Source organism: Mesorhizobium oxytropidicola, assembly GCF_056174625.1.
This window is the reverse complement of the sequence record NZ_CM149692.1, coordinates 6,851,596-6,869,188: the sequence shown is the minus strand read 5'-3', so window position 1 is coordinate 6,869,188 and position 17,593 is coordinate 6,851,596. Positions and strand designations below refer to the sequence as shown.

Below are 17,593 nucleotides of genomic sequence, written 5' to 3'. Positions count from 1 at the left end.
CGTCCTCTAGGGCGCCTTTTCTTTTGGGCTTGCTATTCCGCGAGCACCCGGGTCGAGGGAAAAGCGACCTCCACCAGCGTGCCTTCGCCGGGCGTCGAATTGATGGTGAAGCGGGCGCGGTTTGCCTCCACCATCGCCTTGGTCAGCGGCAGGCCAAGGCCGGTGCCGTCGCCACGCCCGCGCTTCAGCGCGTTGATCTGCTTGAACGGCTTCAGCGCCTGCTCGATCTCGGCCTGGCTCATGCCGATGCCGGTGTCGCGCACGCGCATGACGACATCGCCCGAAGTTTCATAGGCGGTCGAGACGATCACCTGGCCGCCGGCCTGGGTGTAGCGGATGGCGTTGGACAGGATGTTGAGCGCGATCTGGCGCACGGAGCGCAGATCGGCCACCACCTCCGGCAGCCGCGAGGCGAAGCTGGAGCGGATGATGACGCGTTCGCGGTTGGCCTGCGGCTGCATCATCGCCACCGTCTCGGCCAGCGTGTCGTTGAGCGACACCGCCTCGTAGGCCATTTCCTGCTGGCCGGCCTCGATCTTCGAGATGTCGAGCAGGTCATTGACCAGGTCGAGCACATGGTTGCCCGAGCGGTTGATGTCGCGCAGATAGTCGCGGTAGCGGTCATTGGCGACCGGTCCGAACTTCTCGTCGACCATCAGTTCGGAGAAACCGATGATGGCGTTGAGCGGCGTGCGGATCTCGTGGCTGATGCGAGCCAGGAAATCGGTCTTCTGCGAGGACGCCCGTTCGGCCACCGCGCGTGCCTGGGTGAGATCTTCTTCGGCCCGCTTCCACTGCGTGATGTCGCGCACGACGGCACAGAAACCGCTGTCATTGGGCAGCCGGCCGATGGTCATGAACAGCGGGATGAAGCGCCCCTGCGCCTCGCGCCCGATCACCTCACGGCCGTCGTTCATAACGCTCGCCACGCCGGGTTCGGACAGCCCGGTGAGATAGTCGCGCGCCGCGCGTTGGCTTTCGATGGCAAACAGCGAGGCGAATGGCTTGCCGGTCACCTCGTCGCTGTCGAAACCGAACAGCGCCTCGGCCGGGCGGCTGATCGAGCGGATGGTCCCGTCGCTGCCGATCAGCACGACGCCGTCGGTGGCGGTATCGATGATGGTGCGCATCTCGGCGATACGCGCCTTGAGCTCGGAAATGTCGGGCTGCGTCGGCTCCTCGCCGACCGCGTGCAGGGCCGCAGGCGCGTCATCCTCGCCGGAACGGCGCACCACCAGCATCAGTGCCTTGCCCTCGCGCCAGGGAACGGAGCGCAGGATGGCGTCGATCGGGAATTCCTGTCCGCCGTGCGTCCTCAGCCGCAGCGCCCGGTCGCTGCCGTCGGAGGCGCCATCATCGGCGTAGGGGTCGGCAAACAGCGCGCCCAGGCCGCCGGCATCCTCGAGGTCCTCGAGGGCGGCGTAGCCGGTCAGATTCAGGAACTCTTCATTGGCATAGTGCAGCTGGTCGCCCGAATGGATGAGCAGCGGCACCGGCAGCTTGCCGAGCAGCAAGGTGTCCGGAGCTTTGCTTTCGTCGCCGACGGAAAACGCCGACGGCACGACCCCTTCGGTCTTGAGCGGTGGCACCTGCAGGCGTGGGCGCTGGATCTCGGCTGCGTCGCGTGCACTGACAGTCTCAGCGCCTGACGGAATGGCTTGCCCGTCGGAGACGGTCGATGGCGCAACATGCTCTGGGGTCTGATCATCAACCCCGGCATCTTCCGCGCCGTCGTTCCAATCCTCATTGTCTTCGGCATCGCGGAAATCGGCCGACGTCATGCTGTCATCATCGTCGGCCGCGACATGTCCGGCGTCCGCAACTGCCGGTTCATCATCAATCGCGGTGGGCTCGGCACTTTCCGATTCTGCCGCTACGGGGCCTGAAACCGGGAGCCCGTCATTGTCCGCGACTGGGCTGGGTTCATCGGCGCGGTCGGCGTAGCTGAGCAGCGATCCTGTCGCACCGGCCGGCGTGTCGGCTTGTTCCTCTGAAACCACGTCGTCCGGATGGGCGCCGTCGAGCCGTGCGAGGTCCGCCTCGTCCTCGGCATCGGTCTCGGATGGCTCGACCAGTACCGCGTCGTTCCCTGGTTCCGTGGCCGGGATTTCGCCGGCTTCTGCCGGCTCCTGATCCGGGACAGCGTCCGGCGTCGATGCAACCTCGCCGATGGGCTCGATCGAAGCCTCTGTCTTCGCAACCGGGACTTGCGCTGCTGTTTCCGCCACAGGCGCAGCCGGTGCCTTGGTCTGTGGTTCCGACGGGCCTTCGGCGCTGGGCTTCTCGGCCTCCGGCGGCTCGGTCGACGCACTGTCTTTCTTCAGCCGCTCGCCGATCTCTCGGAAGGCGCTGCGTTCCAGCGTCGACAGTCCCTTGTCGTTGGCCGGCTGCCGGTGTTCGGCCAGCCGGATGACCTTGTCGGCAAAGCGTCGCTCCGGTTTCGGCACGATGGTCAGCGCCGGCACCTCGCCCTTGAACGGGTCCGCCGCGTTTGGTTCCTCGGCTTTCGGCTCTTCAGCGGGAGGTTCGGCGGCTTCCGGTTCCGGCGTTGCCGGGGCCTCGCCATTGGGCACCAGGGCCATGCCGATCGCTTCCGGATCGACGACCGCGTCGCCGGTCCGCGCAACGCCGAAGCCGCGAAAACCTTCAAAGGCGCGGCTGCGGCCATAGACCGGCAAAGCCGCGAGGTCGACGGGGATTTTCAGGTCGGTGCCGACGACAGGCCACAGCACGGAGCGGCCGGACCAGGTGTCGCGCCGCTCCAACAGGCCGGCGATCTCGCCGGACGCGTCAAGGCCGAAGGCCGCCGCGACATCCCTGAAGCGCCGGCCGATCACGTCGGCGGCCGGCTTGCCGACGATGTCGGCGAATTCTGGCGACAGCGCGCTGAACTTGCCCTCGGCATCGGTGCGCCAGACAAAGCGCAGCGGCGCCGCCGAGCGGTCTATTGTCCGGGCGGCTGGGCTTGCGACCGGCGCAGCCGGCGGGGCGGCCTCGTCCTGCTTCGCGCTGGAAGCCTCGCCGCCGATCGCTTCGACCTCGTTTTTCGGCTCCGGTGCGGCAGGCGCGGGTCCCGCGTCATCCTCGCCGGCATGGAAATACCAATGATCGTGCTGCGCGGGCGTGCCACCCGCTACCGGCTGATCGTTGTCGGCGGCAACCGGTGTCGGCCCGGTCGGCTCCGCAACCTCCTGCGCTGCCTGTTCCGGCATATTTTCGGCCGCGGGCTCGGAAGAGACCGGCTCCTGCTCGACCTCGGCAGCAGCAAGTGGCTCGATCGCTTCTGCCTGCGAAACATCCGCCGTCGGCTGATTGTCCTGGTGAGGCTTGGATTCTGCGGCGGCGTTCTCTACCGCTGTTTTTTCCCCGCCAATCTCGTTAGCGGGGCTTTCCGTTGCTGCGGGGAGGGTGTCTGCCGAGGCTTCTGCAGCAGAAGCGTTGTCCTCAAGCTGATTCTCGTCGATCACCACCAGGAGATGCCGCTCCGGCGTCAGCCGGGCGAGGCCGGCGGGGTAGGAGGTGTTGCCGCCCGGAACCAGGCGCTTGACGATGCGCTCGTCCTCGGCAGCGACATCGGCCACCAGGGCGGCCAGCGTTGCTGGCTGGATGCCGAGCTTCGAAAAGCCGTCCGACGCGGCCTCGACATTGCCCCCGGCATCGATGAAGGCGATGAAATGGCCGTCTTCGGTGAAGCCGCTGATCGCCCGGCTGGCGATCTCGGCGGCACTGCGCGAGCCTGTCTGGGCTGCAGGCACCGCCAGCATGATCGCCTTCTCACCGTCGGGCAGGGTCACGGCACTTGCCTGGAAGCCGATGGTGCGGCTGGTCATGCCGGTCGCCAACCTGACGGTGATGCCACGATCGCTGCCGATCTCGGGAAAGCCGCTGGTCGCCATGATCTGGCGGCGGGCAATCAGCGGCAGCTGTGCCGAGGCGCCGATGATCGATTCTATATCGGGATAGCCGAATACGGCGGCACCCGGCCCATTGGCCCAGATCACCTGCTCCAGGTCCACCGACAGGATCGCGATCGCGTCGCCGGCGGCAAAACGCTGGCGAACCGCGTCGAGCACGGCGACGTCGAGGAAGGAATATTCGGACGGCATGCGCTTGGCGAACCCTCACGGAGCGGCGAAATTTGCAGTTAACGCTTTGTTAATAAAAGCCGGCGGCGCGAAGGTCCACAAGCCAGAACGTGCAAAGGCTGGTTTCTGGGCTTTTGGTTAACGGCCAGAAAGAAATTTATGGTGCACTGCAACAAAGATATTGCAATGCACAAAATTTGCCTTTATATTGCCATCATAACTGAACGAGACGGCTTTCTGTCAAAGCCGCTGCCGCTGAAAAGGATGGAAAATGTCCAGGACCAAGACCGCCGACACGATCGAAAACGTTGAATTCCCGAGCTTCGACGCTTCCAAGGCCACCGACCAGATCCGCGCTTTCGCCGAAAAGGGCGTTGAGCAGTCGAAAGAGGCCTATGCCAAGCTGAAGACCGGCGCCGAGGAGACCCAGAAGGCTCTGGAGTCGACCTATGAGACCGCCAAGACTGTTTCCAGCGACCTGTCGCTCAAGACCATCGCGGCGCTGCGCGCCAATGCCGAAGCCGGCTTCTCGCATCTCGAAGCTCTGATCGGCGCCAAGTCGCTGTCGGAAGTCGTCGAACTGCAGACCTCCTTCCTGCGCAAGCGTATCGAGTTGACCGTCGAGCAGGCCAAGGACTTCCAGGCTGTTGCCTCCAAGGCGGCCGAAGACGTCTCCAAGCCGATCAAGACCGCCTTCGAGAAGGCCGTGAAGGACATCAAGGCTGCCTAACATTTGCGCATGATCTGAAGATGCAACAAAAGGTCGCATTTTCTTAAAAACGATCAGGCGTATGATGGTAGCCATCAAGGAATACCCGGCGAGTGGAACCTCCTCCCTCTGCTCCCCGGGGTGACCAGCCAGCACCTCCTCCCGCTGGCTCGTAACAGGAAAAGGCCGGCACCTCCTCCCGCCGGCCTTTTTCTTTGCCCGGTGAAACCCGCCCGATACGGCGAGATGTGAGGAAGTGGCCTTTGCTTCGCAAAAGCCTTGAATTAAAATCCATAAGCCCGTATGGACGCATCGCCGAACGACAGAGCGCTCGAGTGGTTTTCCGCTTCGATGCCGCTCAGGCAAGTGTGCCGTTGTAGCTCAGCTGGTTAGAGCGCCGGATTGTGGATCCGGAGGTCGCTGGTTCGATCCCAGCCAACGGTACCATAAATACAGTCGATAAATAATTGATTTTGCTGTATAATTTCAAGTTACAGGCCAACAATTTCGCTTCATTCCACTCATTTGTGTTACGTATTGTGCTACTTGGCGGACAAATTTGGGGGTTCTGAGCGAAACGGCTTTGGGCCTGTTCGTCAATTTTCTCCTTTCGTTGACGGCACTCGTCACACGTAGCTCAGCCCTCCCGGCTTCGAAAGGCCGTGCAACGACGCGTGCGGTAATCGGCGGCAAAGACGTGCAATTAGGCCGCTTCTATTTTCGGCAGCAGGCTCAAAATGCTTGAAGACGAGGTGCCGATCCAGCCGTCACATCCCGTCGACCCCAGGATGAACTGCGTCCGGTTTGTGCCCAGGCATTTTGTAGATCGCATTTGCGCTGAGTCAAAACTCGCCTCATCTGCTGCGACTACAAGATGTTGCAAAGGCGCGGCGGCTGGCCGTTCCACAACGGTGGCTAATCTAATGAAAATGATAGCATCCCTCTCCGTGGCGGCCTATCCAGACGCGAACTCCTCGAAAATTGCGGCAAACGCGGTTGCCATCGTCAAGCAAATCGACGAACGCCTTGCGCTGGGCCTGAGGACGCGCGGTCTGATGGCCGAAGCCGCATCGGTTCAGGCAAGGGATCGGTCGATCGGAACAGCGCTTCAGGAGCATGATCTCAAGATTGGCGGCAACCTGCTCGTCATGGGCGGATATGGCCATTCCCGCGTCAGGGACTTCGTTCTTGGCGGTGCCACGGAAGACATTCTCACGGATCTGCGCCTGCCCGTCCTCCTGTCTCACTAGGTCGTCGAGATGAAAGGCGACACTGATCCTGTTCTGCGTTTCCACGGCGCAGCCCATGGCGTTACCGGCTCATGCTATGAGATCGAGACGCCGCATTCGCGCATTCTTATCGACTGCGGCCTGTTCCAGGGATCAAAGTCGGAACGGGAACTGAATTATGGCCAATTTCCGTTCCCGTCGGAGGCGATTGACGCTGTCATCCTGACGCATGCGCATATCGACCATAGCGGGCTGTTGGCGAAGCTGGTCAAGCAGGGCTTTTCCGGCCCCATCCATACGACCCGCGCCACCATCGATCTCTGCTCGGTGATGCTGCCCGACGCGGCGCATATCCAGGAAATGGAAGTGGAGCAATTGAACCGCCGCAACGCACAGCGCGGGCGGCCGCCTGTCGAGCCGATCTACAGTCTTTCAGACGCGGCGGCCTGCATGACCTTGTTCCGGGCCGTGGAATACGGCGAATGGACAACCGTCGCCGAAGGCCTTCGAACCCGCTTCTGGAACGCCGGTCACCTGCTCGGCTCCGCCTCAGTCGAACTCGAGATCGATCTGGATCATCAGAAGAGACCGATGCGCATTCTGTTTTCAGGCGATATAGGGCCTGGACACAAGTTGCTGCAGACCGACCCGGAAGGTCCGGCCGGGGTCGACTACCTCATCTGCGAATCGACCTATGGCGACCGCGAGCGGCCAGACGTCTCGCCCGAACAGCGGCGATCCCAGCTCGGCGACATTGTGCGTCGCGCCGCCGAGGCCGGCGGCCCCCTCATCATTCCGTCCTTCGCAGTCGAAAGGACGCAAGAACTGCTGGTCGACCTGTATTTGCTCATGCAAGCGGGGGAGGTGCTGACAGCTCCGGTCTTCGTTGACTCGCCACTGGCGACGCGGGCCAGCGCTATTTTCGAGCGGCATGCCAACGACATCGAACAGGGAGACGTGCTGCGCCAGGCCCTCAACTCACGGGAGCTACGCTTCACCGAGACGGTTGAGCAAAGCAAGGCGATCAATCGCCTGAGCGGCTTCTTCGTGGTGATCGCCGCCAGCGGGATGTGCGACGCGGGCGGATCCGCCATCACCTCAAGGCCAATCTCTGGCGCCGGAACGCCACGGTCATGATGGCCGGATATCAGGCCCAGGGCTCTCTCGGCAGGATCCTGCTCGACGGCGCGCAGCGCGTGCGCATCCAGGGCGAAGAGGTTGAGGTCAAGGCACGTATCAGCCTGTTCGACCTCTATTCCGGGCATGCAGACGCGGGCGAACTGGTCGCATGGGTCAAGGCCCGAACTCCGGTGAAGCAGCAGGTGTTCCTGACGCATGGAGAGGAGGCTGGACTCAGCGGCCTGCGTGGAAGGCTTGCAGGACTGATACCCGACGACAAGGTCATCATCCCGAGGCTAGACGATGCTTTCCAATTGACCCCCGGTCGTTGTTTGCCGGTCGAGGTCAACGAGCCCCGCCGTCTGAGGCCGGAAAAGATCGCCCGCCTCGACTGGCGCAACGACCTTTCAAGACTTCTCATGGACGTAAACGAGGCGGTCAGCGCCGCAGCCGATGAACGAGGTCGCGCAGCGGTGATCAGGCGCATGCGCAGGGCACTTGAGGACAAGGATGCATAGAGGCCGCGAAGCGATGAACTGAAAGCGCGCGAGCGCGTTGGTGTCCATTCGCTGCAGATCGACGAACACAAGCCCATGCCGCAATCCAGGCGACAGGGCGCGCTAACAGGCGATGGGAGTCAGACATGAACGATCATACGACAATAGCAGCTTCCGGTGGCCGGCTGTCCGATCGCGAGTTGCACGATATCGATGCCTACTGGCGCGCTGCAAACTATCTGACGATCGGCCAGATCTACCTGCTCGACAATCCGCTGCTGCGCGAACCGTTGCGGCTGGAGCACATCAAGCCGCGCCTGCTCGGCCATTGGGGAACGTCGCCCGGATTGAGTTTCATCTATGCACATCTCAACCGTGTCATCCGCCTCAGGGACACGAATGTGATCTATATCTGCGGCCCGGGACACGGCGGTCCGGCGATGGTGGCAAACACCTACCTGGAGGGCACTTACAGCGAATTCAATCCGGACATTGCGATGGACGAGCAAGGAATGCGCAAGCTGTTCCGGCAGTTTTCGTTTCCCGGCGGTATCCCGAGCCATGCAGCACCCGATGTGCCCGGCTCGATCCATGAGGGCGGAGAGTTGGGCTATTCGCTCTCGCATGCCTATGGCGCGGCCTTTGACAATCCGGATCTCGTCGTTGCCTGCGTCGTCGGCGACGGTGAAGCAGAAACCGGACCGCTGGCAGCCGCTTGGCATTCCAACAAATTCCTCAACCCGGCGCGCGACGGAGCCGTGCTGCCGATCCTGCATCTCAACGGCTACAAGATCGCAAATCCAACCATTCTGGCCCGCATTCCTGAAGACGAATTGCGCGCGCTGTTTGCCGGCTTCGGTTATGAGCCGCTGTTCGTGGAAGGCCACGAGCCGGCCCTGATGCATGAGCGAATGGCGACTGTGCTCGATGATGCGTTCGATCGCATCACGGCTATCCAGCATGCAGCGCGCAATGGATCTGCGGCGACTGGGTCACGACCAAGATGGCCGATGATCGTGCTGCGCAGCCCCAAGGGCTGGACGGGTCCGAAAGAGGTCGACGGCCTGAAGACAGAGGGCTTCTGGCGCTCGCACCAGGTTCCATTGTCGGGCCTTGCCGAAAACCCCGCGCATCTCAAGCTGCTTGAGGAGTGGCTGAGAAGCTACCGGCCGGATGAACTGTTCGACGCCGCTGGCGCTCCTGTCGCGGCGATCCGCGCCACGGCACCCCAGGCAACGAAACGAATGAGTGCAAACCCGCACGCCAACGGCGGGCTGCTGCGCAGGTCTCTCGAACTGCCCGGGTTGCATGATCACGCCGTTGCGCTCGATCTCCCCGGCGCCGTCAAGGCCGAGTCGACGCGGGTCATGGGCAGCTTCCTGCGTGATGTCATGCAGTTGAATGAGGCCATGAAGAACTTTCGCATCGTCGGCCCGGACGAGACAGCCTCGAACCGTCTTCAGGACGTGTTTGAAGTGACCGAGCGCGGCTGGATGGAAAAGATCCTGCCCGAAGACGTTCATCTCGGGCGCGATGGCCGGGTTCTCGAAATCCTCTCCGAGCACACCTGCCAGGGTTGGCTGGAAGGCTACTTGCTCACCGGGCGCCATGGCCTTTTTTCCTGCTACGAGGCGTTTATCCACATCGTCGATTCGATGTTCAATCAGCATGCGAAATGGCTGGATGCCTGCCGCGATATCCCGTGGCGGCGGCCGATCGCATCGCTGAATTATCTGTTGTCCAGCCATGTCTGGCATCAGGAACACAACGGCTTCAGCCATCAGGACCCTGGCTTCATCGACGTCGCCCTCAACAAGAAGGCCGACATCGTGCGGGTCTACCTGCCACCGGACGCCAACACCTTGCTGTGCGTGACCGACCATGTGCTGCAGACCTGGAACCGCATCAACGTCATCGTCGCCGGCAAGCCGCCGTCATGGCAGTGGCTGTCGATGGACAGGGCAATCGTTCACTGTCGGGCAGGGATCGGCATCTGGGACTGGGCGTCAACGGACGATGGGGCGGAGCCCGACGTCGTGATGGCTTGCGCTGGCGACGTCCCGACCGTCGAAACGCTGGCCGCAGTGCAGACCCTCAGGCAACAGGTTCCTGATCTCCGGATCAGGGTAGTCAATGTCGTCGACCTGATGACTCTTCAGCCAAAGGAATATCATCCGCACGGTCTTTCGGATCGCGATTTCGATGCGCTGTTCACCACCGACAAGCCGGTCATCTTTGCCTATCACGGCTATCCCTGGACTATCCATCGCCTGACTTATCGACGCACCAACCACGACAATATCCATGTGCGCGGCTACAATGAGGAGGGCACGACCACGACACCTTTCGACATGACGGTGCTGAACGGCCTCGACCGCTTTCATATCGTCCAAAGCGTCCTCGACTGGGTTCCACGACTGAAGAGCATGCGGGTCGGCCTGAAGCAGGCGATGGACAGCAAGCTGCTTGAACACCGAGCCTATATTCGCGCCCATGGGCAGGATATGCCGGAGATCCTTGACTGGAAGTGGGGTCAGGATCCTGATGCGGCGCCAAAGCATCCAGATTGAGCTGATGTCCGTCCTTCAGCACATAGGGGTGGCAAGATATCGGATGGCTTCATGACCGATGCGGTCCTTGTCCTGAACGGCGGTTCTTCGAGCCTGAAGTTCGCCGTCTTCGAAGGGCGTGACCAACTTTCGCTACTGCTGCGCGGCAATGTCTCCTCTCTCGGCCGTCAACCATGGCTGCGCGTCGAGGCCGCGGCCGGCAGGTCCAAGATCGACAGGAGCCTTGGCGAAGCACCGATCGATATGGACAAGGCTTTCGCGGCGGTCGCCTCCGTGCTCGCCGATAACGATCTCCTGCGTCGCATCGACAGGGTAGGTCACAGGATCGTTCACGGCGGGCGTGACTTCACCGAAGCAACGCGGCTCGACGGACGCACGCTCAAAGCACTTCGCTTGCTCGAGCCGATGGCGCCTATCCACCAACGGATCAATCTCGAGATTGTCGCCCTGGCCACTGAACTCCTGCCGCAGGCCCTCCAGATCGGTTGCTTCGACACGGCGTTTCATTCAGCCCGGCCGGAGCTAGCCAAAATCTACGGGCTGCCGCGCACGATGACCGAGGCGGGCATCGTTTCCTATGGCTTCCACGGCCTGTCATACAGCCATATCGCTTCGAAGCTGCGTGACCGTTACGGCGCTCGCGCCGGCGGCCGCACGATCGTTGCCCATCTCGGCAGCGGCGCCAGCCTGTGCGCCATGGACGCTGGACGAAGCATCGCGACGACGATGGGGTTTTCGACCCTGGACGGCCTGGTAATGAGCACGCGTTGCGGCGCGCTCGACCCGGGGGTCATCCTCCATTTGCTGCGGGAACGGCGGCTGTCTGGGGACGAACTGGTCACGCTTCTCTATGAGCAATCGGGTCTGCTCGGAGTCTCTGGAGTATCGGGTGATATGCGGACGCTGATCGCTTCGGACGATCCTGCCGCCGCCGAGGCTGTCGATCTCTTCGTTTATCGGATCGGACGCGAGATAGGATCGCTGGCCGCTGCCATGGGAGGACTGGACACGCTGGTGTTCACGGCCGGCATTGGCGAAAACGCGCCGTTGGTCCGGGAGAGGATTTGCGTTGCCGCTGCCTGGCTTGGAATCGGTCTCGACGAGGAGCGGAACCGAGAGGGCGGGGAGGTAGTCAGCAACGCGACTTCCCGCGTCGATGTCCTTGTCATTCCAGCGGATGAAGAAAGAGCCGTGGCCACGGAGATATGGTCTTTCGATCTGCGGCGCCCGCGCGGACCCGGGATGGGCCGTGGGCAGCTAAGCGGCTGATCGCGCGCCCAACTCTCGCCGAACCAGGACCAGCGTCGCATCGTCGGGATCGGTCGTGACGGTGAAACCCATGTCGCGCTCGACCTCGATCGCGGCACGGTTTTCACGGCTCTCGATCGACTCGATCGCTTTCAGGCCGTGGTCTTCGGCATAGTTCGCGATATAAGCGAGCAACTCCCAACCAACGCCCAGATGCTTGCGATCCGCACGAATGCAGATCGCGACCTCACCGTTTCGATCGGCGGCATCGCTTGCCAGCGTTGCAACCGCGATCAGCATTCCGTCGGTGGAGAAGGCTAGAAAATTATGGATATGGGCGTCGTCTGAACGCGTCATCGCGACCAGCCGTTCATGCGAGACCTCCTTCACAGCGCCGAGAAAGCGAAAGCGCAGGTCGTCCGGGGTCACATGGGTGAAGAACTCGGCCAGTGTTGGCTCATCCTCAGGGCGCGCGCGGCGCACTTCGAAGCGAAAGCCGGTATGGGTGGTAAGTGTGTTGTCCATCGTCATCTGGTCCTTGAACTGAGGCCGGTTCTGCGGCGTCATTGTCGTCTTTCTTGAGCAGGCAGGCACACTTATTCGCCCATGGTCTGCAACACATCCTGCTTGACGATTTCGATGCTGCGCAGGTTGAGCAGGCGGATGACGCCCTTGTCCTTCAGTCGGGTGAAGACCCGGGACACGGTCTCGATGGTGAGGCCGAGATAATCGCCGATGTCCATGCGCGACATTGGCAGTTCGACCTGCCGCAACCCGCCCTGCCGCTCCGCCATGTCGACCAGGAAAGCGGCTACTCGTTCGATGGCGTTCTGGCGGCCGAGAACCAGCAGGTGTTCCTGCGCTCTCGTCAACCCCTTGAGCGCCAGGGGCAATAATTGGCGGGACATGTCCGCCCCGGCATTGAAGCGCAAGACGCGAACACCGGTGGCGTTGATTGCCTCTGCGAAGAAATGATGTGTTGCGTCTGCCTCGAACCCGAATGTCTCTCCGGCGAGGTGAAAGGCGCTGATCTGCCGGCGACCGTCGGCAAGCAGGCGGTAGATGCGCACGGCACCGAACTCGACCTGGTAGAAGGCCCCAGCCTTCTCGCCCTGAGCATAGATCTCGGAGCCGGCGGGAAAAAGCTGACCGGCTGCAGCGGTGCGGGGTCAAATACCGCGGGCAGGCTTGGCTGAGCAGAACGCGACGGCAACGAAATTCTGGAGTCGGTGTAGGCGTGCATGGCTGTCTTCCCGGTTGTTCCGTGACACAGCAATCGCGCGAATCCGCAGGTCGCGAAATTCGGTTATATCCCTACGGGAAACTACCTATTCGTCCGGATTGTTGATCCACATCAAGTGGCCAGGCGCTCCGATCGCCTAAATCCTCCTTCGTTCTAGGTAATAGCAACAGGGAGTCGTTTCGAATTCTTGCATCGGAACGGCCGGTGGCAGCGATGTATCTTCCGCAATTCGTGGTCGGAATGTTTTTGACGTCGAGCATCTTGGCTCTATGGGCTTATTTCGCAACGGGTTCAGTCTGGAGCGCAATAGGCTGGACGATTATCGGCTTGGTCATTCTGCAAGTCGGATACTTCGCCTTTGTCATACGCCTTGTTTACAAACGCACGACTGCAGACGTTGCAGCAAATTCGGCGTCGCCGAGCCATGTTCAGCCATTCCACCACGACGGCACGCTCTCCTAGGGCCACGCAAGACAGTGTGACCCGTCCGCACTCCGGACTGCCTCTGCAAACCCAGTGGCGCCGGCGCACACGATGTTGGCGCGCTGGTTCCCGGCTGTCATCGGTTGTTCACGGCGTAAAGGTGTGTCTCCGCCGTTGCCGATCGTGGCGATGAAGCAGGGCCTTGATAGTGTGCATCCGGTTCGGCTTGGTCGAAGACGATCGATGCTGCCGTCTCGAATGCCTCGTCTGTGACTTCCTCCGTGGTGCGAAATAACCTGTTCAACCTGACAACTGGCTGACAGCTGGGTCGGCGCCGCCGATCGGGCTCGCACCGACCGGTTTGATCTGGCGCAAGGACGGCGGGTGATGCCGCGATCAGGATGACGGCCAGGATGTAGAGCGCTTCTGCTGCCATCCTGAAAGAGGATCACGATGAAAACCATGTCGAGGAGAGCAGCGCTCGGGCTCGCGGCGGCGATGCTCATGGCCGGCAGTGCCGGCGTCGTCCAGGCTGCTTCGCTCGTCCAAGTCTCGCTGTGGGACAAGGGCGCGAGTACGGAGATGCCGATGGGGCTTGCCTATGCAGCGCCAGGACTCAATCTCGCCAAGGCGACCATGGGCATCAAGGCTTTGCCAGGGGCGGTAAAGGCCGGAGAGGTCACATTCAATGTGAAGAATGACTCCAAGGACACCGTCCACGAAATGATCGTGATGTACCTTGCTGATCCCGGCAAGCCGCTTCCTTACCTTGAAGCCGAGAACCGCGTCGACGAAGACAAGGCTGGCGACAAGGGCGAAGTTTCGGAGCTTGATCCCGGAAAATCAGGCACATTGACCGTCGAGCTGAAGGCTGGAAAATACCTGCTTATCTGCAACGTGCCAGGTCACTATGGAGCCGGCATGTGGGCCGAATTCACCGTCGAGCCATAGATACTGAAGCAGGCAGCCGCCTGGCCGGAACCTGCGACTGCCGCAGTTTTCGAAAGCCTGCCGGGATCGCCGGCCTTGTCGGTTTGGCCGCGCCACGGCGGAGGCTGGGCAGTCACGGCATTTGTTTTTCCGGGGCTACATGGAGCACGTCATGAGAGCGATGGTGCTCGAAAACATCGGCGTGCCATTGAAGCTGGTCGACAGGCCTGATCCCATAGCGGGACCCGGTGAGATCAGGTTGAGGATCGAGGCATGCGCTGTCTGCCGGACCGATCTGCATGTCATTGATGGCGATCTGCGTCATCCAAAACTGCAGCTCATTCCGGGTCACGAAATCGTCGGCACTATCGATTCCGTCGGCAAAGGCGTGGCGCGTTCCAGGATCGGGCGCAGGGTTGGCGTGCCCTGGCTTGGGCACACTTGCGGGCATTGTCCCTACTGTGTCGCGGAGAATGAAAATCTCTGCGATCAGCCAGATTTCACGGGTTATACACGCGATGGCGGCTTCGCCAGCCATGTCATTGCCGACGCGCAATTCGCCTTCGATCTGGACACGGATGCCGACCCCGTATCGCAGGCGCCGCTGCTTTGCGCTGGCCTGATCGGCTGGCGATGCCTGAAGAAGGCCGGTGACGGCAAGCGGCTCGGGATCTACGGCTTCGGTGCCGCTGCACATATCGTTGCGCAGATCGCAATCTGGCAGGGTCGTGACATCTTCGCTTTCACCCGGCCCGGCGACAGTGAAGCACAGGAATTCGCCCGCTCGCTCGGCGCGACGTGGGCGGGCGGGTCGGAGGAGCTTCCGCCCAGGCAGCTCGATGCCGCGATCATCTTCGCTCCTGTGGGTGACCTGGTGCCGATCGCACTTGGTGCCGTGCGCAAGGGTGGCCGGGTGGTTTGCGGCGGCATCCACATGAGCGACATTCCGGCGATGGCCTACGAGTTGCTCTGGGAAGAGCGTGAACTGGTGTCGGTTGCAAACCTGACGCGCCGCGACGCCGAAGAGTTCTTTCCCATTGCCAGGCGCGCGCAGGTGCGCACCCACACCAAGGTCTACCCACTGGAACAGGCCAATCAGGCACTGGACGATCTGAGGCAAGGCAGATTGAGCGGCGCCGCTGTCCTGCTGCCGTGATCGGCATTCAACGAGCGTTATCTGGGAGCGTTATCTGGCCCGTCCACCCAGTCCGCGCATATGCCGGATCCACTTCGCACGGGTCGCATCGCTGGCGCCAGCGACCATGCCGAACAGGGTCTCGCGCACCGGACTGATGCCGACAAAATGCAGGATGCTTCGCTTCATGCCGGCGATGCCGTGTCCGAGGAACCATAGCCAGTAGACGACGGAAGGCATGCCCATTGTCACCACGACGCGCGCAGAGCGGCCGCGAAGCAATGTCTTTGTGAAGCCACCGTCCTTGTCAGGGTAGGCAAAAGCCGTTCCCGGCCGCATGACCTGTTCCAGAAATGCCTTGAGCATGGCCGGCATGGTCCCAAGCCACAGCGGAAAGACAAAGACAATGTGCTCCGCCCAGACGATCGCTTCGGCTGCGTCCTTCAGCTCACCGGGAATCGAACCGTGCTCGAACTCCTGCATTGTCTGCAGCATCGGAAAATCGATCGCCGCCAGATCGACCCGGCGGACGGCGTGCCCCGCCTTCTCCGCGCCCTCGCCATAGGCCCTGGCAAGACCGCGGCAGAGCCGGTCCGGGGACGGGTCGGGATGGCCGACCACAATCAGGATGCGTCGCGACATGATCTACCCCCAGGGAGCCAGGCGTTGCCGCGTCAGGGCCGCTCGACCCTTGCCACCTGGTAGGTGTGCATGGCGCCGTTGCGCTCGATCGACACATATTCACCGGTCACAAACCGTTCGTCGCCGAGATGAAAGCCGATTTCGTCATCGCGGTCGCCTTCGGCATAGTCGAAATACCACTGCCCGCCGGGCTTGCGTCTCAGCCGGCCGATCAGATCCTCCTCGCCAGTCCGAAACCGGCGAACACGACAGGAGGCCCTGTGCGATTTCCACTCTTCGGCATCGATACGCCCTTCGCCGTTCAGCGGAGCCAGCACGTCGTAGCCCTCTTCGCGGTCGCCTTCCGGGTGGCCCTTTTCACGGGCTAGCAGCAGCCGGACGTGGCGGAATTTGGGGGTGAGATCCTTCAGACTGGTCATGGCGAACTCCTCTCACGGAGTTTCATAGAGCGGTGGCTGGACCCGGCCTTGATCCGCATCAAAGAAAGCTCCGTCGCCGCGCTTCTACCGAGGGCTAAGCAACAACATGGCGCCGTAGCCGGCGGTCGCAGCGGCCAGGGTTGCGACGGCCAGCGGCACCCAGAACCTGATCGGACCGGCAAATACGGCCAGTGACAGGCGGCCGATCGCATTTGCCGCCAGTGCCGCCAGCACAGCCTGACCGACAGTCTCGACGGGGACCGAATACTTGACCAGCCGCAAGGCACTGAGCACCGAGACGTCGACATCGAACGTGCCTGCCAGCGCTGAGGTAACCAGCAAGCCGCGGCTGCCGAATTGAGTTGCCAATCCAGCGCTTGCGGTCGCGACAAGCGCGAAGAGCAGCGCGAACAGCAGCAGCGGACCCAACTCGAATGGATTGCGCGCAATAGCGCTGCCTTCTTCATTCCCGCTGTCGCGAGTCATCAGCAATGCGCCGCAGACAGCGAAGGCGAGCGCGACTGCCATCGCCGCTATAGCGACCGAAGCGAAAACGCCTGGCTCTATGATCAGAACCACGGTGCAGACGCGGAGCACCGAAACCATTGCAGCCAGCGATGCCGCCCCGGCGAGCGCCAGCCGATTGGTTGCATTTGTGGCGTTGCGGGCAAGCGCCAAGGTCACCGCTGTGGAAGAGACGATCGCACCGGCGAGCGAACTGACCAGCAGCCCACGCGTATTTCCCAGAATGCGAACAGCCACATAGCCGGCGAATGATATCGAGGCCATCAGCACCGTCAGGAACCAAACTTCCCAAGGATTGAAACCGCCCCACGGGTCCATCGTCCGGTTTGGCAGCAGGGGTAAGACGATCGCCGTCATCACCGCCAGGATCAGCGCCGAACGCAGTTCCGCCCAGGTCAGTCGCTTCAAAAGACCGTGCAGCACCTCGCGGCTGGCCAGGATTGCCGCCAGTGCCGCCCCGCCCGCAGCAGCAGCCCGATAATCGCCGGCTACGGAAAGCGCGCCAAGGGCGAAAACGCCCAGGCCAGCGATCACGCTCGTGACGCTGAAATCCTCGTCATGGGCAGCCTCGCGCGCCTTGTACCAGGCAAAGATTGCCGCAAAGGCGATGAAGCCTCCGACGAGCACCGATACGGAGCCTAGTGCACTGGCCAGCGCCGCGAGCACGCCACCAAGCAGGCCGGATATGCCGAATGTCCGGATGCCAGCTGTGCGACTGCGATCGGGTGCATCCCGCTCTTGCCAGCCACGCTCCAAACCGACGAGCAGGCCAATTGCCAAGGCCAGTCCGAGCCGGGCGATAAGCGGATCCATGGCGCG

12 protein-coding genes, 1 tRNA gene and 2 pseudogenes are annotated in these 17,593 nt (G+C 62.1%); 9 read left to right on the top strand and 6 right to left on the bottom strand.

What is annotated here, in order from left to right; translation table 11 throughout:
- Nucleotides 1–32 precede the first annotated feature (32 nt).
- Nucleotides 33–4,106, bottom strand: coding sequence for a PAS domain S-box protein (locus tag AC0V8S_RS34175; protein ID WP_475436029.1), 4,074 nt, complete (start codon nucleotides 4,104–4,106; stop codon nucleotides 33–35).
- A 250-nt stretch (nucleotides 4,107–4,356) separates the two neighbouring features.
- Between AC0V8S_RS34175 and AC0V8S_RS34170 the strand changes: the two genes are divergently transcribed.
- The 6 genes and pseudogenes from AC0V8S_RS34170 to AC0V8S_RS34145 all read left to right on the top strand — a co-directional run bounded on the left by AC0V8S_RS34170 (nucleotide 4,357) and on the right by AC0V8S_RS34145 (nucleotide 11,478).
- Nucleotides 4,357–4,815, top strand: coding sequence for a phasin (locus tag AC0V8S_RS34170; RefSeq protein ID WP_095198187.1), 459 nt, complete (start codon nucleotides 4,357–4,359; stop codon nucleotides 4,813–4,815).
- 349 nt (nucleotides 4,816–5,164) lie between these two features.
- Nucleotides 5,165–5,241 (top strand) — tRNA-His (locus tag AC0V8S_RS34165).
- A 290-nt stretch (nucleotides 5,242–5,531) separates the two neighbouring features.
- Nucleotides 5,532–6,044 carry a universal stress protein gene (locus AC0V8S_RS34160; RefSeq protein ID WP_010914151.1) on the top strand — a complete coding sequence of 171 codons (513 nt, stop codon included), beginning with the start codon at nucleotides 5,532–5,534 and terminating at the stop codon, nucleotides 6,042–6,044.
- Between the two features lie 9 nt (nucleotides 6,045–6,053).
- Nucleotides 6,054–7,660: pseudogene (locus AC0V8S_RS34155) on the top strand (MBL fold metallo-hydrolase).
- 125 nt (nucleotides 7,661–7,785) lie between these two features.
- Nucleotides 7,786–10,209, top strand: coding sequence for a phosphoketolase family protein (locus tag AC0V8S_RS34150; protein WP_475436027.1), 2,424 nt, complete (start codon nucleotides 7,786–7,788; stop codon nucleotides 10,207–10,209).
- Nucleotides 10,210–10,260: 51 nt separating this feature from the next.
- On the top strand, nucleotides 10,261–11,478 hold the full coding sequence (locus AC0V8S_RS34145) for an acetate/propionate family kinase (protein ID WP_475436025.1): 1,218 nt from the start codon (nucleotides 10,261–10,263) through the stop codon (nucleotides 11,476–11,478).
- On the opposite strand, the gene AC0V8S_RS34140 is transcribed toward AC0V8S_RS34145, so the two are convergent.
- Together AC0V8S_RS34140 and AC0V8S_RS34135 are read right to left on the bottom strand one after the other, a co-directional pair.
- Complete coding sequence (locus AC0V8S_RS34140) at nucleotides 11,467–11,982, bottom strand: N-acetyltransferase family protein (RefSeq protein WP_475438753.1); 516 nt, start codon at nucleotides 11,980–11,982, stop codon at nucleotides 11,467–11,469. The genes AC0V8S_RS34145 and AC0V8S_RS34140 overlap by 12 nt on opposite strands.
- 71 nt (nucleotides 11,983–12,053) lie before the next feature.
- Nucleotides 12,054–12,700, bottom strand: a pseudogene (locus tag AC0V8S_RS34135) (helix-turn-helix domain-containing protein).
- 213 nt (nucleotides 12,701–12,913) lie between these two features.
- Between AC0V8S_RS34135 and AC0V8S_RS34130 the strand changes: the two are divergent.
- The 3 genes from AC0V8S_RS34130 (at nucleotide 12,914) to AC0V8S_RS34120 (ending at nucleotide 15,209) form a co-directional block, all read left to right on the top strand.
- Complete coding sequence (locus tag AC0V8S_RS34130) at nucleotides 12,914–13,162, top strand: exopolysaccharide production repressor protein (protein WP_475438752.1); 249 nt, start codon at nucleotides 12,914–12,916, stop codon at nucleotides 13,160–13,162.
- A 414-nt stretch (nucleotides 13,163–13,576) separates the two neighbouring features.
- Entirely contained in the window at nucleotides 13,577–14,074 is a 498-nt protein-coding gene (locus tag AC0V8S_RS34125; protein WP_475436023.1) for a sulfocyanin-like copper-binding protein, read from the top strand.
- Between the two features lie 151 nt (nucleotides 14,075–14,225).
- Complete coding sequence (locus AC0V8S_RS34120) at nucleotides 14,226–15,209, top strand: zinc-dependent alcohol dehydrogenase family protein (RefSeq protein ID WP_475436022.1); 984 nt, start codon at nucleotides 14,226–14,228, stop codon at nucleotides 15,207–15,209.
- A gap of 30 nt (nucleotides 15,210–15,239) precedes the next feature.
- Here the strand turns inward: AC0V8S_RS34120 and AC0V8S_RS34115 are convergent, their stop codons facing one another.
- The 3 genes from AC0V8S_RS34115 to AC0V8S_RS34105 all read right to left on the bottom strand — a co-directional run bounded on the left by AC0V8S_RS34115 (nucleotide 15,240) and on the right by AC0V8S_RS34105 (nucleotide 17,587).
- The gene (locus AC0V8S_RS34115; protein WP_475436021.1) at nucleotides 15,240–15,830 is read right to left on the bottom strand and encodes an NAD(P)H-dependent oxidoreductase; all 591 of its coding nucleotides are present in this window, start codon (nucleotides 15,828–15,830) and stop codon (nucleotides 15,240–15,242) included.
- Nucleotides 15,831–15,862: 32 nt separating this feature from the next.
- Nucleotides 15,863–16,249, bottom strand: coding sequence for a hypothetical protein (locus AC0V8S_RS34110; protein ID WP_475436019.1), 387 nt, complete (start codon nucleotides 16,247–16,249; stop codon nucleotides 15,863–15,865).
- 84 nt (nucleotides 16,250–16,333) lie between these two features.
- Complete coding sequence (locus AC0V8S_RS34105; RefSeq protein WP_475436017.1) at nucleotides 16,334–17,587, bottom strand: MgtC/SapB family protein; 1,254 nt, start codon at nucleotides 17,585–17,587, stop codon at nucleotides 16,334–16,336.
- Nucleotides 17,588–17,593: the final 6 nt, after the last annotated feature.